General features: G+C 72.1%; 15 protein-coding genes and 1 riboswitch. Of the genes, 10 read left to right on the forward strand and 5 right to left on the reverse strand.

Annotated elements, in window-relative coordinates:
* Window positions 1-33: 33 nt before the first annotated feature.
* Complete coding sequence (locus tag ACOTKD_RS29735) at window positions 34-354, reverse strand: hypothetical protein (protein WP_424892073.1); 321 nt, start codon at window positions 352-354, stop codon at window positions 34-36.
* A complete protein-coding gene (locus ACOTKD_RS29740) occupies window positions 351-1,793 on the reverse strand; it encodes a hypothetical protein (RefSeq protein WP_424892074.1) in 1,443 nt (480 codons plus the stop codon). The genes ACOTKD_RS29735 and ACOTKD_RS29740 overlap by 4 nt, the downstream gene beginning before the upstream one ends.
* A 203-nt stretch (window positions 1,794-1,996) precedes the next feature.
* Between ACOTKD_RS29740 and mfd the strand changes: the two genes are divergently transcribed.
* Window positions 1,997-5,530 carry a transcription-repair coupling factor gene (gene mfd, locus ACOTKD_RS29745; protein WP_424892075.1) on the forward strand — a complete coding sequence of 1,178 codons (3,534 nt, stop codon included), beginning with the start codon at window positions 1,997-1,999 and terminating at the stop codon, window positions 5,528-5,530.
* A gap of 36 nt (window positions 5,531-5,566) precedes the next feature.
* Here the strand turns inward: mfd and ACOTKD_RS29750 are convergent, their stop codons facing one another.
* Together ACOTKD_RS29750 and ACOTKD_RS29755 are read right to left on the reverse strand one after the other, a co-directional pair.
* Window positions 5,567-7,057 carry a DUF2079 domain-containing protein gene (locus ACOTKD_RS29750; protein WP_424892076.1) on the reverse strand — a complete coding sequence of 497 codons (1,491 nt, stop codon included), beginning with the start codon at window positions 7,055-7,057 and terminating at the stop codon, window positions 5,567-5,569.
* Window positions 7,058-7,217: 160 nt separating this feature from the next.
* Window positions 7,218-7,928 carry a hypothetical protein gene (locus ACOTKD_RS29755; RefSeq protein WP_424892077.1) on the reverse strand — a complete coding sequence of 237 codons (711 nt, stop codon included), beginning with the start codon at window positions 7,926-7,928 and terminating at the stop codon, window positions 7,218-7,220.
* Between the two features lie 203 nt (window positions 7,929-8,131).
* Here ACOTKD_RS29755 and ACOTKD_RS29760 point away from each other — a divergent pair, with 203 nt between their 5' ends.
* From ACOTKD_RS29760 to ACOTKD_RS29780, 5 genes are all read left to right on the forward strand, one after another.
* Complete coding sequence (locus tag ACOTKD_RS29760; protein WP_424892078.1) at window positions 8,132-10,228, forward strand: N-6 DNA methylase; 2,097 nt, start codon at window positions 8,132-8,134, stop codon at window positions 10,226-10,228.
* Window positions 10,229-10,400: 172 nt separating this feature from the next.
* Window positions 10,401-11,231 carry a hypothetical protein gene (locus ACOTKD_RS29765; protein ID WP_424892079.1) on the forward strand — a complete coding sequence of 277 codons (831 nt, stop codon included), beginning with the start codon at window positions 10,401-10,403 and terminating at the stop codon, window positions 11,229-11,231.
* Complete coding sequence (locus tag ACOTKD_RS29770) at window positions 11,228-12,775, forward strand: protein kinase domain-containing protein (RefSeq protein WP_424892080.1); 1,548 nt, start codon at window positions 11,228-11,230, stop codon at window positions 12,773-12,775. Before ACOTKD_RS29765 ends, ACOTKD_RS29770 begins: the two co-directional genes overlap by 4 nt.
* A 155-nt stretch (window positions 12,776-12,930) precedes the next feature.
* Entirely contained in the window at window positions 12,931-13,551 is a 621-nt protein-coding gene (locus tag ACOTKD_RS29775) for a SurA N-terminal domain-containing protein (protein ID WP_424892081.1), read from the forward strand.
* A gap of 141 nt (window positions 13,552-13,692) precedes the next feature.
* A complete protein-coding gene (locus ACOTKD_RS29780) occupies window positions 13,693-14,664 on the forward strand; it encodes a nucleoside triphosphate pyrophosphohydrolase (RefSeq protein ID WP_424892082.1) in 972 nt (323 codons plus the stop codon).
* 98 nt (window positions 14,665-14,762) lie between these two features.
* Here ACOTKD_RS29780 and ACOTKD_RS29785 read toward each other — a convergent pair whose 3' ends face one another.
* Window positions 14,763-15,524: a hypothetical protein gene (locus ACOTKD_RS29785; protein ID WP_424892083.1), complete on the reverse strand. Its 762-nt coding sequence runs from the start codon at window positions 15,522-15,524 to the stop codon at window positions 14,763-14,765.
* Window positions 15,525-15,694: 170 nt separating this feature from the next.
* Here ACOTKD_RS29785 and ACOTKD_RS29790 point away from each other — a divergent pair, with 170 nt between their 5' ends.
* The 4 genes from ACOTKD_RS29790 (at window position 15,695) to ACOTKD_RS29805 (ending at window position 20,098) form a co-directional block, all read left to right on the forward strand.
* Entirely contained in the window at window positions 15,695-16,138 is a 444-nt protein-coding gene (locus ACOTKD_RS29790; RefSeq protein WP_424892084.1) for a DUF6479 family protein, read from the forward strand.
* Window positions 16,139-16,240: 102 nt separating this feature from the next.
* Complete coding sequence (locus ACOTKD_RS29795) at window positions 16,241-17,545, forward strand: cytochrome P450 family protein (protein ID WP_424892085.1); 1,305 nt, start codon at window positions 16,241-16,243, stop codon at window positions 17,543-17,545.
* 286 nt (window positions 17,546-17,831) lie between these two features.
* On the forward strand, window positions 17,832-18,893 hold the full coding sequence (locus ACOTKD_RS29800; RefSeq protein ID WP_424892086.1) for a transglycosylase family protein: 1,062 nt from the start codon (window positions 17,832-17,834) through the stop codon (window positions 18,891-18,893).
* Between the two features lie 260 nt (window positions 18,894-19,153).
* Window positions 19,154-19,348, forward strand: a riboswitch (cyclic di-AMP (ydaO/yuaA leader).
* 3 nt (window positions 19,349-19,351) lie between these two features.
* The gene (locus ACOTKD_RS29805; RefSeq protein WP_424892087.1) at window positions 19,352-20,098 is read left to right on the forward strand and encodes a transglycosylase family protein; all 747 of its coding nucleotides are present in this window, start codon (window positions 19,352-19,354) and stop codon (window positions 20,096-20,098) included.
* Window positions 20,099-20,287 lie beyond the last annotated feature (189 nt).

Raw genomic sequence — 20,287 nt, forward strand, 5'->3', positions numbered from 1 at the left:
GTGTCGCGCGGGAATGGCAGTGGGTAGAGACGGTCAGGAATCGTGAAGCGTGGAACGGAGCTCGTTCACCAGTTCCTTGAATCTCTTATTCGCCGCCACGCGCTGCTCCCAGTCGGCGATGTAGACATAGAATTCGGAGAAGTTCCGTGTCTTGCAGAGCTCGTCGAACCTTTGGGTAGCCGCTGTCAGCGCCGTCTCGGCTTCGCTCTCCGGGTCGGCAAGAATGTCGCGGATATCCGTGAGTGTCAGATAGGAAAAGGCGTGCTCCCGGCCTTCCCCGTGCACGATCTCCGCGAGTTGCGCGGCAGCGGCGGTGGCCCGCTCGCGTCGGGACTCGGGTGTGCGTGATGTCATCTCAAAGGCTCCCGTCCCATGACCCGCACTCCCTTTATGTTCCAGGGCTCGGGAATGAATATCTGCTCGGCGCCGCCCACGTAGACGTCACCCTGATTGGCGACGGGCCCCGGATAGATCTTGGTGTCGGCCGGGATCTCGATTCGGTACACCGTGTCGATCGGTGAATCTCCAGTCATGCGCTGACTGTTCATGTCAATCCACTGGGGGCGTACCGCGGTGTCGATGCGGACGTGGGCGACCGATGAGGGTGCCTCACGGGTGAACCATTGGCCGAGCTCCTCTTTCGCGCCGCCGAGCACGCCGGCGCGGTAGAACTCCGTCGGCTCGGTCAAAGTCACTTCACTGTACCGGCCGCCCGCGAAATTGGCGGCCGGCGGGTAGTCCCCTTCGGCCAGCGGTCCAGGGTTACGGACCATGTCGAATTCGTACAGTTCGTCCGCCGGTTCGTGCGGTTGCGCGGCGTCGTCCGTGCTGTCCGAGGACGGAGCCTCCCAGGGGCCGGGAGCCTCGTCCCCCGCACCGTCGCTCGCGGGCCCCTCGCCGGACTCCGGGGCATCCGCCTCTTCCGCATCCGCGTTTTTGGTGTCCTCCGCGGCCGTCGGTTCCGGAGCGTCGTCCACGTGCTCGGCGTCGGCGTCGTGCGCGTCTACGGAGCCTGTTTCGGAGTCTGCGTCTTCCGCATCCGTGGGTTCCGGTGCCTCGGCTTCGGGCTGCTGCTCGGCCTCCGGCTCCGGGGCGTCGGTCTCTTCAAGTGTGCTGTCGGTTTCCTCTACGGTTTCCGGTTCCGGGGCGTCGTCTGCTTGCTCGGCATCCGTTTCGTGCGTGCCTTCCGGGCCTGTTTCGGAATCCGCGTCCTCATCATCGGCCGATTCCGCGGCATCAGCGTCCGGCTGCTCGGTTTCCGGTTCCGGGGCGCCGGTCTCCTCGGGTGCGCTGTCGGTTTCCTCTGCGTCCGTCGGTTCCGGAGCGTCGTCTGTCTGCCCGGTGCCCGCGTCGCGCGCGTCTGTCGATTCCGGGGCGTCCGCCGGGCTTGCGCCGGAGTCCGAGGCTTCCGCGGATTCCGGATCCGGAGCCTCGGTATCAGGCTGATCGGCCCCCGGTTCCGGTGCGTCACTGCTCTCCGGTGCGCTGTCGGTTTCCTCCGCAGCCGTCGGTTCAGGGGCGTCGGCGTCGGGCTGCCCGGTCTCCGGTTCCGGTGCGTCGGTGTCCTCCGGCCTGCTGTCGGCTTCCTCCACGGCGGTCGGCTCCGGGGCATCGTCCGCGTCCGCCCGCTCCGCGGACGCGTCGCGCGAACCCGCTGGTTCCGGCGCATCCGCCGGGCCTGTGCTGGAGTCCGTATCCGCATCCGTCGCCTTCGCCGGTTCCGGGGCGTCGACGGGCTCGGGAGGCAGGGTCTCTCGGGGCGGCGGGGGCTGCTCGGGCCGGCGGTCGTCCATGATCGGAATTCTGACATCGCCACGTCAGAGTCTTGAGCCGCAGGCGCACCGGCGCGGGCGCGGCGGGGCTCGAAGCGGCCCGTGGTGCCGTAGTGCCGTCCAGGGGCCTGTGTCGGCGCGCCGTCGTAGTCTGGAGACAACCCGGCCCGTTGTCTCGTGTCGGGCGATTCGCGTTGTCCACCTCCGGGACGGGAAACCTCTCCATGAGCCTGCACGGTCTGCTCGACGCCGTCGTCAATGATCCGGCGCTCGCCGAAGCGGTGAAGGCCGCGGCCGACGGCAACCGCCCGCACGTCGACCTCGTCGGCCCGCCCGCCGCCCGGCCCTTCGCCGTTGCGGCGCTCGCCCGGGACGCCGGGCGGCCCGTCCTGGCGGTGACCGCCACCGGCCGCGAGGCCGAGGACCTCGCGGCGGCGCTGCGCTCGCTGCTGCCGCCGGACGGCGTCGTGGAGTTCCCGGCCTGGGAGACGCTGCCGCACGAGCGCCTCTCGCCGCGTTCGGACACCGTCGGCCGCCGTCTGGCCGTGCTGCGCCGGCTCGCGCACCCGAGCAAGGACGACCCGGCGGCGGGGCCGGTGAGCGTGGTCGTCGCGCCGGTCCGGTCCGTGCTGCAGCCGCAGGTGAAGGGGCTCGGCGACCTGGAGCCGGTCAGCCTGCGCAGCGGGCAGGGCGCCGACCTGGAAGAGGTCGTGGACGCGCTGGCGGCCGCCGCGTACGCCCGTGTCGAACTGGTGGAGAAGCGCGGCGAGTTCGCCGTCCGCGGCGGCATCCTCGACGTGTTCCCGCCGACCGAGGAGCACCCGCTCCGGGTCGAGTTCTGGGGCGACGAGGTCGAGGAGATCCGTTATTTCAAGGTCGCCGATCAGCGTTCGCTGGAGGTCGCCGAGCACGGCCTGTGGGCGCCGCCCTGCCGTGAGCTGCTGCTGACGGAGGACGTGCGGGCCCGGGCGGCGGAGCTCGCGGAGGAGCACCCGGAGCTCGGCGAGCTCCTCTCCAAGATCGCCGAGGGCATCGCGGTGGAGGGCATGGAGTCCCTCGCCCCGGTCCTGGTGGACGACATGGAGCTGCTGCTGGACGTGCTGCCGGCGGGCGCGATGACGGTCGTGTGCGACCCGGAGCGCGTGCGGACGCGTGCCGCGGACCTCGTGGCCACCAGCCAGGAGTTCCTGCAGGCGTCCTGGGCGGCCACGGCCGGCGGCGGGGAGGCCCCCATCGACGTGAACGCGGCCTCCCTGTGGGGCATCGCGGACGTCCGCGACCGCGCCCGCGAGCTGGGCCAGATGTGGTGGTCGGTGAGCCCCTTCGCGGCCGACGAGGAGCTCGACGGCGACACGCTCAAGCTCGGCATGCACGCCCCGGAGACGTACCGCGGCGACACCGCCCGCGCGCTCGCCGACACCAAGGGCTGGCTGGCCGACGGCTGGCGCACCGTCTTCGTCACGGAGGGCCACGGCCCCGCGGCCCGTACGGTCGAGGTCCTCGGCGGCGAGGGCATCGCGGCCCGGCTGGACGCCGACATCGCCGAGCTCGCCCCCTCCGTCGTCCACGTCTCCTGCGGCAGCATCGACAACGGCTTCGTCGACCCCGGGCTGAAGATCGCCGTCCTGACCGAGACGGACCTGTCCGGGCAGAAGTCGGTCAGCAAGGACATGGGCCGGATGCCGGCCCGCCGCCGCAAGACCATCGACCCGCTGACGCTGCAGGCCGGCGACTACATCGTCCACGAGCAGCACGGCGTCGGCCGCTACATCGAGATGGTGCAGCGCACCGTCCAGGGCGCCACCCGCGAGTACCTGCTCGTGGAGTACGCGCCCGCCAAGCGCGGCCAGCCCGGCGACCGCCTCTACATCCCGACCGACCAGCTGGAGCAGGTCACCAAGTACGTCGGCGGCGAGGCCCCCACCCTGCACCGCCTCGGCGGCGCGGACTGGACGAAGACGAAGGCGCGCGCCAAGAAGGCGGTCAAGGAGATCGCCGCCGACCTGATCAAGCTGTACTCGGCGCGGATGGCGGCCCCCGGCCACACCTTCGGCCCCGACACCCCCTGGCAGCGGGAGCTGGAGGACGCCTTCCCGTACGCGGAGACCCCCGACCAGCTCACGACCATCGCCGAGGTCAAGGAGGACATGGAGAAGTCCGTCCCCATGGACCGCCTGATCTGCGGCGACGTCGGCTACGGCAAGACGGAGATCGCGGTCCGCGCCGCGTTCAAGGCCGTGCAGGACGGCAAGCAGGTGGCGGTGCTCGTGCCGACCACGCTGCTGGTGCAGCAGCACTTCGGCACGTTCTCCGAGCGGTACGCGCAGTTCCCGGTGGTCACCAAGGCCCTGTCCCGCTTCCAGACGGACGCCGAGGCCAAGGCCGTGCTGGAGGGCCTGCGCGACGGCTCGGTCGACATCGTCATCGGCACGCACCGCCTGTTCTCGTCCGAGACCAAGTTCAAGGACCTGGGTCTCGTCATCGTCGACGAGGAGCAGCGCTTCGGCGTCGAGCACAAGGAGCAGCTGAAGAAGCTGCGGGCCAACGTCGACGTGCTGACGATGTCCGCCACCCCGATCCCGCGCACCCTGGAGATGGCGGTCACCGGCATCCGCGAGATGTCGACCATCACCACCCCGCCGGAGGAGCGCCACCCGGTGCTGACCTTCGTGGGCCCGTACGACCAGAAGCAGATCGGCGCCGCGATCCGCCGCGAGCTGCTGCGCGAGGGTCAGGTCTTCTACATCCACAACCGGGTGGAGTCCATCGACCGGGCGGCCGCGCGGCTGCGCGAGATCGTGCCGGAGGCGCGGATCCAGACCGCGCACGGGCAGATGGGCGAGAGCCGGCTGGAGCAGGTCGTCGTCGACTTCTGGGAGAAGAAGTTCGACGTCCTGGTCTCGACCACGATCGTCGAGTCGGGCATCGACATCTCCAACGCCAACACGCTGATCGTGGAGCGGGGCGACAACTTCGGGCTGTCGCAGCTGCACCAGCTGCGCGGCCGTGTCGGCCGCAGCCGGGAGCGCGGCTACGCCTACTTCCTCTACCCGCCGGAGAAGCCGCTGACCGAGACCGCCCACGAGCGGCTCGCCACCATCGCCCAGCACACGGAGATGGGCGCCGGCATGTACGTCGCCATGAAGGACCTGGAGATCCGCGGCGCGGGCAACCTCCTCGGCGGCGAGCAGTCCGGCCACATCGCGGGCGTCGGCTTCGACCTCTACATCCGCATGGTCGGCGAGGCCGTGGCGGACTACCGGGCGTCGGTCGAGGGCGGCGAGGAGCAGCCCGAGGCACCCCTCGAAGTCAAGATCGAACTGCCGGTGGACGCGCACGTCCCGCACGACTACGCGCCCGGCGAGCGCCTGCGCCTGCAGGCCTACCGTGCGATCGCCTCCGCGAACAGCGAGGAGGACATCCGCGCCGTCCGCGAGGAGCTCACCGACCGCTACGGCAAGCTGCCGGAGCCCGTGGAGAACCTGCTGCTCGTCGCGGGCCTGCGCATGCTGGCCCGGGCGTGCGGCGTCTCCGACATCACCCTCCAGGGCTCCAACGTCCGCTTCGGCCCGGTGGAGCTGCGCGAGTCCCAGGAGCTGCGCCTCAAGCGGCTCTACCCGCGCACGGTCATGAAGCCGGCCACGAAGCAGATCCTGGTGCCCCGCCCGGCCACCCGCCCGATCGGCGGCAAGCCCCTGGTCGGACGGGAACTGCTGGCGTGGACGGGTGAGTTCCTGACCACGATCCTGGGGTCGTAGGAGGCCGGCCGGAGGAGAAGGCAGGGGCGGCGGGGGTCAGGAGACCCCCGCCTCCGCCTCCGCCTTCTTCAGCACCACGTAACCCCCCTCGCCCCCGAGGAAGGCGTACCGCACGCCCGGGTGCATCCGCTCCCCGTCCGCGATGAGGTCCTCCTGGCTCTTGCCGTCGCCGAGGCGCATGGCTATGTAGTCGGGGGTGATGCCGCGGGTGTCGCCGATCCAGAAGACCCGGCACCGGCCGGCGAGGCGGCTTATCGGGGCTATGTCGGACTCGACGGTCGCTCCGTCGGGGATGCGGTCCAGGAGCCGTTCGGTCGCGCGGACGCTCTCCGGGACGCTGTACGTGCCCGGCTCGGTCAGGGAGTACAGGGGCAGGGACGCGGTCAGGGCGAGGGACGCGGCGAGCACCGCGCCGGGCAGGTGGTGCGCGTAGGAGCGCAGGAGCGGGCGCCGGCTGTCGCGGCTCCGGGCCAGGGCGTCGGTGAGCGCGATGAGGACGACGGGCATCAGGACGGCGCTGTAGTGCCAGTCCGTGCTCCAGTAGTGGTCGTCGTGGGAGGCGAACCGCCAGGCCAGGGTCGGCACGGCGGCGATCAGGACGGGGGACCGCAGGGCCAGGAGGCCGGTGGTGGGCAGCAGGATCCACAGCAGGGTGCGTATCGCGGTGTCGGCGGGGATCGTGGCCGGGGAGCCGTCGGCCCCGCCGCCGTCGAGCTTGTTCCAGTAGTCGTAGGCGCCGCTGGTGTTGAAGCCGGGGATGATCAGCCCGAAGGTGATCGCGGCCGCTGCCAGGCCGAAGGCCACGAGGCCGGCGGCCAGCGGGGCGGCTCCCCGGGGGACGCCCTCACCGCGGGACTTCGCGCCGCGCAGCCGGATCAGGATGATCACGCCGATCGCGGCCGCCGTGATGCCCAGGTCCTCCTTGACCAGGACGAGGGGCACGGCCCACCAGACCGCGGCCCGCCAGCGCCCGCGCACCACCGCTTCGAGGGAGAAGGCGAGCAGCGGCATCGCGAAGGCGATCTCGTGGAAGTCGAAGTCGACCGCGCGCTGGACTCCCCATGACAGGCCGTAGGCGATGCCGATGGCCAGTCCGCGCTTGCGGCCGAGCAGCCCGGCGGCGAGCCGGGTGACCGGTATCGCGGAGAGGGCGAAGAGCACGGCCTGGGCGACGAGCAGCGTGACCGGGGTGGGGAAGAGCCGGTAGAGGGGGGCGAGGAGGGCGGTGACCGGGCTGAAGTGGTCGCCGAGGATGTTGGTGCCCGGGCCCTTGAGGTCGGCTATGGGTGCCTGGAGGTGGGCGTAGCCGCGGATGGCCTGCTCGAAGATGCCCAGGTCCCAGGACATGGTGAGCATGCGGCGGTGCCGGCACAGGGACAGCGCGGTGTAGAGGACGAAGAGGACGCCCGCGAGCCAGTACGGATCCCAGCGCGGGGCGCGCAGGGCCGTGGCGCGGGGCCGGGGGCCCGGGGCCGCCTCGGCCGCGGGCCCGCCCGGTGCCGGAACGGTGGCGGCGGCCGAGTCCATGGGGGAGTCCTTTGTTCCGGGAACGGTGGGATGACTACGGGATGACTGTCGGAAAAGATACGCGGAGCCTCGTCGGCGCCCGGCCCCCTTTCCGAGAGACGAGCGGTCCCCTGGAGCGGTTCGGCTGGAATCTGTCGTTCTTCTCTCAGGGCCCTGGCGTTCAGCCCGTCTTCTTCCAGTCCGAGCAGCCGTTGGTCTTGAAGTAGGCGTCGCCGGGGGCGATGGTCACGACGGCGTTGCCCGTCACGTTCTCGTTGGCGAGGATCGAGTCCGCGCTCTCGTGCAGGGCGTCCTTGGCGCGCTCCCAGTAGCAGCCGTCCTGCTTGTTGCCGACCGACTTGTAGGTGCCGGGGGCTATGTCGGCCCCCACCTTGTACATGCCGTTGCCGGGCATCTCGGTCTTCGGGCTTCCGGCCGCCCGGCCTTCGGCCACACGCTCCCAGCCCTTGCAGCCCTGCGTCTTGAAGATCTTGTCCTCGGCCTTGACCGTCACGTACGAGGCGCCGATCACGTTGTCGTTGGCGAGGATCGCGTCGGGGTCGCCGCTGGAGTCTTTGGCGCGCTCCCAGTAGCACCCGAGCTTGTTGCCGAGCGAGCGGTAGGTGCCGGGCTCGATGTCCGAACCCACCTGGTAGGTGCCGCTTCCCTTCAGGGCGCCCTTCGCGGCCTTCTCCTTTCCTCCGCCGCTCTCCTGCCCCGTCCCCTTCTCCTTCTTCTCCGTCGAGCCCGCGGCGGAGGTCTTGCCGTCGTCGTCACCGCCGCCGCCCAGGGCGCCGCCGATGCCCACGACCACGACGAGGGCGCCGGCGGCCGTGAGGAGCTTGTGCCGCGCGAACCAGTTCCGCTGCTTGGGCTGGGAGTGCTGAGACATGACTGACACCTTTCGGCAGGGAAATCTTCTCGGACCGACGCGTCAATGACAGCAGAGCCTGTGAACCGAGTCAACCACGTTCACGCGATGGGGTTAGTTCACGCCTGTGAAGGGGTGTGCTCGGGTTCCGCGGGTATGCTCGGACCACAGCGACGAGGCGGGCCGCTCCGTGCAGGGCGGGGGCGGTCCGGAGAGGGGAAGCCATGCCGGACAGCGAGAGCGCGGCGGAGGTGACCGCGGCCGGGATCGCACGGCTGGCCGGAGTGGGCCGCGCGGCCGTGAGCAACTGGCGCAGGCGCCACCCCGATTTCCCGCAGCCGACGGGAGGCAGCGAGACCAGCCCCACGTTCGCCCTCGGCGACGTCGAGCAGTGGCTGCGCCACCAGGGCAAGCTCGCCGAGGTTCCCTTGCGCGAGCGGGTCTGGCAGCAGGTCGCCGGCCACCCCGCCGGCGCCGTGACCGCCCTGCGCTACGCGGGCTCCGTCCTCCTCCTCGTCCGCGACCGGCCCGCCGCCTGGCTGGAGCTGGCCGCCCTCGGCGACCTCAAGCTCTCCGAGCGGCTGCCCACGGCCCTGGAATCCGCGCTCGCCTCCCGCCTGGGGCAGCATCATCCCGTCGGCGTCCCCACCACCGCCGAGCTGGCCGTCTCCTCCGCCCTGCTGCGCGGCGCCGCCGAGCTCGCCTCCGGGCGCGGCGCCGCCCACGTCTACGAATTCCTTCTGGGCCGCCACCTCGAGGCCAACCCCCGGCAGTACACCCTCACCCCGCCCGGTCCCGCCGAGCTCATGGCCGCCCTCGGCGAGGGGAGCCCCGCCGACCGTCACCGGCCGCGCACCGTCCTCGACCCCGCCTGCGGCACCGGCGGCCTCCTCCACGCCGCCGCGGCCGGCACCGGCACCCCCGCGCCGGCGGTCCTCGGACAGGAGTCCGACCCCGACCTCGCGGCGCTCACCGCCCTGCGCCTCGCCCTGCACAGCGACGCCCAGGTCCGGGTTCACGCGGGCGACAGCCTCCGCGCCGACGCCTTCCCGGACACCGCAGCCGACACGGTGCTGTGCCACCCCCCGTTCAACGAGCGCAACTGGGGCCACGAGGAGCTCGCGTACGACCCCCGCTGGGAGTACGGCTTCCCCGCCCGCACGGAATCCGAGCTCGCCTGGGTCCAGCACGCCCTCGCCCGGCTGCGCGACGGCGGCACCGCCGTCCTGCTGATGCCGCCGGCCGCGGCCTCCCGCCGCTCCGGCCGCCGCATCCGCGCCGACCTCCTGCGCCGCGGCGCCCTGCGCGCCGTGATCGCCCTGCCCGCGGGCGCCGCCCCGCCCTACAACATCCCGCTGCACCTGTGGGTGCTGCGCCGGCCCGGCGCCCAGGGCTCGCCCGCCCCGCACGTCCTCCTGGCCGAGACGGGTGACCTCGCCCCGGCCGGGCGGGACAAGCTGCCTTGGCAGGCCGTGCGCACCGAGGTCCTCGGCGCCTGGGAGGACTTCGAGCGGCACGGCACCGTCGAGGAGCGGCCCGGCCGGTGCCGCTCCCTCCCCGTCATCGACCTGCTCGACGACGACGTCGACCTCGCCCCCGCCCGCCATCTGCCGCCGCCCGCCGCCGGCAGCGGTGCGGCCGGGCTCGCGGACGTCCACGACCGGCTCCGGTCCGCCCTGCGGCGCACCGGCGAGCTCACCCCCGCCCCGCCCGCCGGTCCCGGGGACCCGGCCCGCTGGCCCGCCACCACCGTCGGCGAGCTCGCCCGCGCCGGGGCGCTGGTGCTGCGCGCGGGCGGCCCGGGTACGGTTCCCGACCCGGGCGCCGCCGCCCCGCCGGTGCTCACCGACTACGACGTGAAGGCCGGCAGCGGCCCCACCGGCACGCTGCCCGAGGGCCAGGCGGAGGAGCCCGTCCTGGTGCAGGCCGGCGATGTCGTCGTCCCCGTCGTCGGCGATGTCACCGTGGCCCGGGTCATCGGCGAGGAGACGGCCGGCGCCGCCCTCGGCCGGGGCCTGTTCCTGCTGCGCCCCGACCCGGCCGCCCTGGACCCGTGGTTCCTCGCCGGCTTCCTGCGCGGCACCGCCAACCAGCGCCAGGCCAGCAGCTACGCCTCCACCGCCACCCGCCTCGACGTCCGCCGCCTCCAGGTGCCCCGGCTCCCGCTCGCCGACCAGCGGCGCTACGGCGCCCGCTTCCGCGGACTCGCGGAGTTCGAGGAGGTGCTGCGGGAGGCGGAGCGGCTGGGGGAGCGGCTGGTGCAGGGGATGTTCGACGGGCTGACGGACGGGAGCGTCCGGCCGGAACACATCCCGGACTGAATCCCGGCCTGAATCCCGCACCGAATCCTGGCCTACATCACGGAATGCATGCTTCCGTGACTTCCGCGCGGTTCGAGTGACCTGTCACACCGTCTGATGTGCACAACCTGGGGGGAGTTGCCCGTGTCGGTATATAGGCTCAGGACACAAACGCGCACTCCAGGAGCGAGGAATGAACGGCCACGAACCGCCGCAGCCGCCACCCGGCAGAGCAAAGATCATTGCTGTGCGGGTGGTCGTGGTGGCGATCACCGTGGGCACGATCCTCCTGCTGCCCTGGGTGCCGGTCCTGCGTGTGGCGATCATGCGCAGGAGGAAGCTGGACTGGGCGCTGTTCTGGATCGTCCTCGTCCTGTCCTTCTTCAACCTGTCCCGCATCAACGGCGCGGAGTCGTGGACGGCCGACGCGCAGGTGCAGGCGGGTGCCATCAGTCTCGTGTGCACCGGCGTCTGGTCCATCTGGTACTACCTCCGCTTCGACATCCGCCACTACCGGGAGCTGGAGACCCGCTACGCCGTCGCGCGGGCGCTCGCCGCGGAGCGGGAAGCCGCGGCGCACCGCCAGGCCGTCGCCCACAACGAGGCGGCGCTCGCCGAGGCCATCAAGGCCTCCCTCTTCGCCCCGGAGCCCGCCCCGGAGCCCGCCCCCGAGCCCACCCTCGTGCCGTCGGCCCCTCCCGCCCCTCCCGCCCCTCCGGCCCCGCGGATGGACGACCCCTTCGCCGACACCCGCTCCTACGTCCGCATGCCGCAGCCGGCCCCCGGCCCGCACGCCCACTCGGCACCGGCGCCGGCACCGTTCCAGGCGCCCCCGCCGCCACCGCCGCCCCCGCAGCGGGGCGGCCGCCACCGCCGCCCCCCGGAGCACGCGGCACCGGGCACGCCCCCGCCCCGCCCCCGGCGCATCCACGAAGTCCGCGCCGAGCTCGACGAACTCAGCGATCTGCTCCGCAAGGAGCCCAAGGACGGGCCGCAGGACGGCCGTAAGGAGCAGGAGCGGTGAACGGCCGCATCATCGCCGGGCGCTACGAGCTCGCCACCGTCATCGGCCAGGGCGGCATGGGGCAGGTCTGGACCGCCTACGACCGGCGCCTCGACCGGCGCGTGGCCGTGAAGCTGCTGCGCCCCGACCGCATGGCCGGCACCGACAGCGCCGCGGACGAGCTGCGCCGCCGCTTCGTGCGCGAGTGCCGGGTGACCGCCCAGGTCGACCACCGCGGCCTCGTCACCGTCCACGACGCCGGCAGCGACGGCGACGACCTCTACCTCGTCATGCAGTACGTCGAGGGCGCCGACCTCGCCGACCACCTCGCCGAGCACGAGCCCTACCCCTGGCCCTGGGCCGTCTCGGTCGCCGCGCAGCTGTGCTCGGTGCTCGCCGCCGTGCACGCCGTGCCGATCGTCCACCGCGACCTCAAGCCGCGGAACGTGATGGTCCGCCCCGACGGCTCCGTCATCGTCCTCGACCTCGGCGTCGCCTCCGTCATGGACGCCGACACCACGCGCCTCACCCGCACCGGCTCCCCCATCGGCAGCCCCGCCTACATGGCCCCCGAGCAGGCCATGGGCGGCGCCGTCGGCCCGTACACCGACCTCTACGCCCTCGGCGTGCTCCTGCACGAACTGCTCAGCGGCAGCGTTCCCTTCGCCGGGTCCACCGCGCTCGGCGTCCTGCACCGCCACCTCTACGAGCCCCCCGTCCCGCTGCGGCGGCTGCGCCCCGAGCTGCCCCAGCCCCTCGAAGACCTCGTGCTGCGCCTGCTCGCGAAGGACCCGCTGCACCGGCTCGCCGACGCCCAGGAGGCGTACGAGGCCCTCGCGCCCCTCCTGCCCGCGCCGGGCTCCGCCACGGCGAGACCCCTCGGGCCCATGAACCCCACGCGCCCCTTCCTGCTGCCGCACGCCCCCTGGCCCGAGCGGTCCGCCACCGTCCCCGGCGCCCGGCAGCAGGCCGAGGCCTTCGCCCCCGCCCCGCCCGCGCCCAGCGGACCCGATGTCGCCGAAGCCGTCGAGGAGGTCAAGCGCCTCCTCGACCAGGGCGGCATCACCCAGGCCGTCGACCTGCTCGGCTCGATCCTGCCCGCCGCCGCGGCCGAGCACGGCGAGCACTCCACCGTCGTCCGGACGCTGCGCAAGCAGTACGCGGCCACCCTCATGGACGACGGCCAGTACCGGCGCGCGCTGCCCGAGCTGCGCCGGCTCGCCGACGACTACGCCGCCGAGGCCACTCCGCGCGCGGTCCGCCAGCGGCTGCGCTGCCAGTACGACGCCGCGCAGTGCCTGGAGCAGCTCGGCGAGGCGGTGGCCGCGCTCGACGAATACCGCGCGCTCCTCCCGCACTTCGAGAGCCACCCCGACGACCCGGCCACCCCGCTCGACATCCGCCGCCGCATAGGCCACCTGCTGCTCTCCCTCGGAGACCGGCAGGCAGCCCACGACACGCTCGTCACCCTCCTGCACGACGCCGAGCGGCTGCACGGCCCGCACCACCCGCTCCCCGCGGAGATCCGTCACACGCTGCAGTGGCTGGGACAGGTCAGGGCCTGAGCTTCCGCGGCCCGGCCCCGGGCTTCCGCGGCGTCACCCGCACATCCCGGCGCCCCGCGAATCGTTGGTCGAATCGGTGGCCCGGGCCACCCGGACTCCCTACCATCGATCAACGCAGGTCGATCACCGTCGCACGACCGCCGCCGGGAGGCTTCATGATCCGCCGAAGGACCGCGCTCTCCGTCACCGCCGCCGCGCTGCTCGCCGCGGCCCCGCTCCTCACCGCCTGCGGGCGGACCGCCCATCCGGGGGCCGCGGCCGTCGTGGGCGACGACCGGATCACCGTCTCCCAGCTGCAGCAGCAGGTCGCGGACGTCCGCGACGCGCAGCGCTCCTCCCCGCAGGGGGAGCAGCTCACGGCGAACAGCGCCCGCCTCGGCCAGGACACCCTGGTCCGCCTCATCCAGTACCGGATCGTCGAGCAGGCCGGCAAGGACAACGGCGTCGAGGTCACGCGGCGCGAGCTGCAGCGCCAGCGGGCCGACGTCGAGGCGGCCAACGGAGGGGCCGCCGCGGTGCGTGCCCGGTTCCTCGCCCTCGGCATCGCGCCCGACCAGATCGACCGGGCCCTCTCGGTGGACCTCGTCCGCGCCAAGCTGGACGGCAAGTTCGGCACCGCCCGCACGAACGAGATCCTCATGCACACCTCCGACTCCCTCCACGTCGACGTGAACCCGCGCTACGGCGTGTGGGACGGCAAGCGCGGCACCGCTCAGACCGCGCTGGAGCCGTGGCTGCGGTCCGCGACGGCCGCGGCGGCCGATCGCCCGGCGTAAGCGGTGTGCCCGGCGTAATCGGTGCGCGCGGCTGAAGCGGTGCGCTCGCCATAAGAGAAATAAGAGAGGTGTGCCCGCCGCCGGTCGTGAGCCCTGCGCCCGGCGGAGCCCTCCGCGGCCCGGTCGCCTAGGCTCGGCGGTGTGAACGCCTCCGCCGACTCCGCACCTGGCCGCATCGTCCTGCTCACCACCAGCCACCGGGTCGCCCCGGGGCTGCTGTCCTGGCCCGCGTGGCAGGCGCTCCGCGCCGCCGACCGCGTGCTGTGCGCCGACGCCGGCCACCCGCAGCTGCCGTACCTGCGGGAGGCCGGCATCGAGGTCGAGCACGGCTCGGCCACGGCCCGCGAGCTCGTCGACTTCTGCGCGAGCGGGCGGCGCAGCGCCGTCGTCATCACCTCCGCCGAAGGCGAGTCGGCCCTCACCGACGGTCTCGCCCGGCTCGCCGGCTCCGGCCGCGAGACGATGCCCGCGCTGGAGCTGCTGCCCGGTTCGTACGACCTGCCCGGTGCGCGGCTGCTGGACCTGGTGCAGGTCATGGACCGGATCCGGGTCGCCTGCCCGTGGAGCGGGATCCGCACCCACGAGGACCTCGCGAAGTACGCGCTGGAGGAGACGTACGAGCTTCTCGAGGCGATCGAGACGGGGGACCGGGAGGCGCTGCGGGAGGAGCTGGGCGACGTCCTGCTGCAGGTCGTCTTCCACGCGCGGATCGCGCAGGACGACCCCGACGAGGCGTTCTCCGTCGACGACGTCGCCGGAGCGATCGTGGACAAGCTCATCCACCGGCACCCGCACGTCTTCGGCGAGGAGTCCGCGGAGACCCCGGAGGACGTACGGGCCCACTGGATGCGGACGAAGGCGGAGGAGAAGGGGCGCGAGTCGGTGACCGAGGGCGTCCCGCTCGGCCAGCCGGCGCTCGCCCTCACGGCGAAGCTGGCCTCCCGGGTGCGGTCGCAGGGCCTCGACGTCGCCGTCCCCGCGGGCGACGGCATCGGCTACGAACTGCTCGCCCTGGCCGTACGGGCGGAGGCGTCGGGCGTGGAACCGGAGACGGCGCTGCGGGCGGCGGCGCGCACGTACCGCGACGCGATTCGCTCCGCGGAGGGTTTTTAGGGGGTACGTACGGCTACGGCGGTTCGGCACCGCCGGGCGCCGCCGTCGCAGCCGCCCGCCGTCGCGGCGGGGACTCTTGTGGGGCGCCCGGGGTGTCGCTACGCCGTCTTCGCTGCCGCCGCCGTCAGCTTTTCCGCCGCCTTGGTCAGGGCCTTGGCGAACGCGGCCTTGCCGCGGTCGCCGTGGTCGCTGTAGTTGTTCAGGACGGTCGTGATCGCGCCGTGGCTGCGGACCGTGCCGAGGTCGAAGTCCATCTGCATGTCGCCGGCGACGACGGTGACGGCGTACGAGACCGACTCGTCGCCGTACTTCTGCTGCTGCCCGGCGGGCTTCTTCACCTTCACCGTGGCCTTCTTGCCGCTCTCCTTGGCGTCGAAGGCCGCGCACTTCTCGACCGCCGTCCGCAGCCCGGCCATGGCCTTCTCGGCCACCGCGCGCTCATAGCCGCTGACGTCCTGGGCGACCGTCGTCTGGTCGCCCTTCTTGGTGAAGACCACCTGGGCGTTCGCCTTGTGGTCCTCCTCCAGCCGGCCCGTGTTGAGGACGGCCGTGATCGGCGCGCACTCGGGTCTGGAGCCGTTGAGGAGCTCGTCCTCCCCTCCCTGCGACTTGTCCAGGCCCGTGTTCGGCTCCAGCTTCCAGCCGGCCGGCAGGTCCGTCAGGGCGACGAGCGCCTGCTGGGCCTGGTCGGCGGTGATGGCGGCGGGGACGGAGGGCGCACCCTTGTCCTTCTTGCTTCCGGAGCCCGAGGACGTACCCGGACCGGAGGCGGAGTCGGAGCCGCCGTCGCAGGCGGCGAGCAGCAGCGACGAGGCGGCGACGAGGGCCGCGAGGGCGACCCGGCGGGGGCGAATGTCCACAGGGGATTCCTTTGTGCAGAGACGTGCAGAGACTTGCCGAGATAAGGGAATGATCAAAAAGACCAAAATTCGAACGCAAGTATGCACATGCCGGAGTGGCCCTTCCGCTCGGGCACCCGTTCGGCCTACGGGCCGTCTTGTCCGGGCGGCGGGCGGGTACCCGGAATGTCATGCGCATCCAGTACGTACACCTCGCCGACCTCGCCGCGCCGCACTGGGCCGGCGGGATCATCCAGTTCGTCGTCGGCCTCTTCGTCGTCGCCCTGCTGATCATGGCCGTGGTCAAGGGCTTCAAGAAGCGTGACGAGGAACCGCCCCCGCCCTCCCAGCCCCAGCGCCGGCAGGGCGCCTGGCAGACCCGGCAGGAGCACGACACCGGGCCCACCTCGCCCGACCACGGGCCGGGGCACAACGACGACGAGGAGAACAAGGTCGGGTACGTCACCGAGCACCGTGAGGCGGACGAGCTGCATCCCGAGGCGAACGGCGAGCGCGTCCTGCCGCACGAGATCCACAACCCCGGCAGCCACCCCGAGGAGCTCTCCGAGGAGAGGAAGAAGTGGAACCCTGGCGGCAGCGGCGGTTTCGGCAGCGGCGGCCCCGGTCACCACTAGGCCGCCCCGGTCACCACCAAGCCCGCTTCCGGGCCGTACGGCACCGGCCCGGCACGCCGCCACCACTGAGCCGCCCCGACTCCCCCCTAGTAGCGTCAAGGGGTGCACGACGCGAACGACACGAACACCCCGCCCGCCCCCGCCCCCTCCCTCTTCACCTGGGAGTTCGCCTCCGACCCCTACCCCGCGTACGCCTGGCTGCGCGAGCACGCCCCCGTGCACCGCACCGCCCTGCCCAGCGGAGTGGAGGCCTGGCTGGTCACCCGGTACGCCGACGCCCGCCAGGCGCTCGCCGACCAGCGCCTGTCGAAGAACCCCGTGCACCACTCCGAGTCGGCCCACGGCAAGGGCAAGGTCGGCATCCCGGGCGAGCGCAGCGCCAACCTGATGACGCACCTGCTCAACATCGACCCCCCGGACCACACCCGGCTGCGCCGCCTCGTCTCCAAGGCGTTCACCCCGCGCCGCGTCGCCGAGTTCGCGCCCCGGGTGCAGGAGCTGACCGACCGGCTCATCGACGGGTTCGCGAGCAAGGGGGAAGCGGACCTCATCCACGAGTTTGCGTTCCCGCTCCCCATCTACGCCATCTGCGACATGCTCGGCGTCCCGCCCGAGGACCAGGACGACTTCCGGGACTGGGCCGGGATGATGATCCGCCACGGCGGCGGCCCCCGCGGCGGAGTGGCCCGTTCCGTGAAGAAGATGCGGACGTATCTCGCGGAACTGATCCACCGGAAGCGGGAGGATCTCGGCGAAGACCTGATCTCCGGACTCATCAGGGCAAGCGACCACGGAGAGCACCTCACCGAGAACGAGGCCGCGGCGATGGCCTTCATCCTGCTCTTTGCGGGTTTTGAAACAACTGTGAACCTGATCGGTAACGGAACCTACGCCCTGCTGCGCAATCCGGAGCAGCGCGAGCGCCTCCAGCGCGCGCTCGCCGACGGCGACGAGACCCTGCTCGCCACGGGCGTCGAGGAACTGCTGCGCTACGACGGCCCGGTGGAGCTCGCGACCTGGCGGTTCGCCACGCAGGACCTGACGATCGGCGGTCAGCGCATCGCCGAGGGCGACCCCGTCCTCGTCGTCCTCGCGGCCGCCGACCGCGACCCCGAGCGGTTCGCCGACCCCGACACCCTCGACCTCTCCCGGCGCGACAACCAGCACCTCGGCTACGGCCACGGCATCCACTACTGCCTCGGCGCGCCCCTCGCGCGCCTGGAGGGTCAGACCGCCCTCGCGACGCTCCTGCGGCGCCTTCCCGACCTGCGGCTGAACGCCGAACCGGAGGACCTGCGGTGGCGCGGCGGGCTCATCATGCGCGGCCTGCGCACCCTCCCCGTGGCCTTCACGCCCGAGGGCCTTCCCGGGGGCGTTCCCGGGAGCCTTCCCGAGGGCACTTCCTGAGGGTCGTTCCGAGGGCGGATCCCAGGGCGTTCCGGGCGCGAAACGCTGACCCGTACCGCCCCGCAAACCACCGCAAATCCGGGCCCGCCTGACCTCTCGTCACCCGGCGTGACCTCGGCGTGACCTCCGCTACACCGGCTTGTGACTGCGGTGGGGCGTCGCTATCTTCAACGACCATTCCGAAAAGACCGTTGCGACGCCACACGAGAGGCAAGCGCCCATGAGACCCGGAACCGGCCGACATCGCCGCCCCCGTCAGATACCCGCCATCGTGGTCGCCGCAGGGGTGACCGCTTCCGGAATCGCCATGCCGCTGCTCGCGGCCACCGGCGCTTCCGCCGCCGACGCCGGCACCTGGGACCGTGTGGCCCAGTGCGAGAGCGGAGGCCTGTGGAGTGCGAACTCCGGAAACGGGACCTACGGGGGACTGCAGCTGACCCAGGACCTCTGGGAGCGCCACGGCGGCCGGGAGTACGCCCCCCGGCCCGACCTCGCCAGCCGTGCGCAGCAGATCGCCGTCGCCGATCAGATCCTCGAAAGCAGCGGCAACGGCTCCTGGTCGAGCTGTGCCGCGAGCGCGGGCCTCACCTCGGGCGGCACCAAGGCCGACGTCAACCCGGGCGGCACGCACGCCCCCGCGAGCGACTCGACGCCATCACGCGCCCCGGAGCGCACCACTTCGCACTCCACGCCGTCGGAGCCGGACAAGTCCGCCAAGCCGGAGAAGCCCTCCACGGCCCCCTCGCAGTCCGGGAAGCCCTCGACGGAGCCTTCCGCTCAGCCGTCGTCCGGCACGCCGTCGCCGGACCAGCCGTCCGGCACTCCCTCCGGGACCCCCTCCGGCACCCCCTCGGGCAAGCCCTCCGGCAGCTCGTCCCCCGACTCCTCGTCGCCCAAGCCGGGAGACACGAAGCCGGGTGACGGCAAGGACGGTGACGGCAAGTCCGGCGAGCCCGGAGAAGGCCGGCACCGCAAGCCCTCGTCGTCCCCCACGGACGACCCGACCTCGATCCCCACGTCCCCCGCGACGCCGTCCCAGGGCACCCAGGACGGTTCCGGTTCCGCGGCGGGGCAGGCGTCCGACGGCGTCGAAGCCGGTACGGGCAAGCACCGTGCCGATCCGTCACGTTCGGACGACACCCGTTCATCGCGCGGCGGCGGCGAAGGCCGTACCGGCAGTCCCACGGCCACCGACTACACCGTGCGTCCCGGTGACAACCTGTCAGTCATTGCCGAACAGCATGCGGTCAAGGGTGGTTGGCAGTCGCTCTACCACCACAATGAGAAAGCGGTCGGAACCGATCCCGACCTGATCCGTCCTGGTCAGAAGCTCGAGGTCGGTAAATAGACCGGCAGTTCGCGGCGAATGTCCGTTCCAGTCGAAAGTGAGACATGGGTCTCTTTGCCAGTTGGCGGAATGTCACCTTCCCCAACTTGGCAAACCCCCTCCTACCTGCGGAAACGTAGTGTTCCCCTGGGTAACCAGGGGCGACTGTGGCTGGAAAGAGGGGTTTGAACCCTTGCCTCTACTGTGTTTACCGTCGTGACCGCTCGCCACCGCGAGCACCACGGTCGTCACGCCGAATCCTGCCGACGGCCGCTGGAGTCGTCGCGCAAGCGCCGTAGGCAGGAGCGGGGGAACCAAGGTAGGCGCCGGGAACGGCTCCTCGGCCCGAAGCGGGTCGCTGGACCGGGACCGGCTAGGGGTGAAGCCGAGTGTGCTCGCAGAGCTCGCACACGAGGCCGGGCGAACTCACAGCCCGAACCCGACAGCTCACCTCGTAGGCGTCGGTGAGGAAACGACTCATGTCCAAGGGCAAGCACCGCCGTCCGTCCAAGGCCGTCCGTATCGTCACGCTCGCCGGTGTCGCCGGCGCCGCCGTGGCCGCCCCGCTGATGGTCGCCACCTCCGCCAACGCCGCCTCCGTTCAGACGTGGGACAAGGTCGCCGAGTGCGAGTCCGGCGGCAACTGGGCCATCAACACCGGCAACGGCTACTACGGCGGTCTGCAGTTCTCGCAGTCCTCCTGGAACGCCGCCGGCGGCCAGAAGTACGCCGACCGCGCCGACCACGCCTCCAAGAGCGCCCAGATCGCCGTGGCCGAGAAGCTGCTCGCCATGCAGGGCCCGGGCGCCTGGGGCTGCGCGGTGCCGGGTATGACCGTGGGCGGCGCCAAGGCCGGTGCCGACACCTCCGGCTCCGGCACGACCGCCAAGTCCTCCCGCGCCGGCGGCACCGTCTCGGGCAAGTCCCACGCGGACCGCAGCGAGCGCCAGGCCGCGCCGAAGAAGCACGCGCCCAGCCGCACCGCTCCGCAGACCACCGAGCGGGAAGAGGCCCCGGCCCCGAAGCCGGCCGCGCCGAGCCACACCGCTCCGCAGTCCTACAAGGTCGGTGACGGCGAGTACGAGGTCAAGGAGGGCGACACCCTCTCCAAGATCGCCGACGCCAAGAACGTCAAGGGCGGCTGGCAGAAGCTGTACGACCGCAACAAGGACATCGTCCAGGACGCGGACGTGATCTACGTCGGCCAGAAGCTGCACCTCAGCTGACCGAGCTGACAGGGGCGGCCCACGCGAGTGGGCCGCCCCTCTTTGTCGTTTTACGGAAATTCCTCAAGTGTGCGGCAAACTCGGCATTTGAGCTGTTGTGCTGATTTTGCGGTTTTTTCGGGTTTCACGGCCCGGAAACACGGTCCAACGGCGAGGTGAGCCTCCGGCGCCCGTTAGGCTCGTGCTGCA

This window comes from Streptomyces sp. XH2, assembly GCF_049725035.1.
In the GTDB taxonomy this organism is placed as follows: domain Bacteria; phylum Actinomycetota; class Actinomycetes; order Streptomycetales; family Streptomycetaceae; genus Streptomyces; species Streptomyces roseoverticillatus.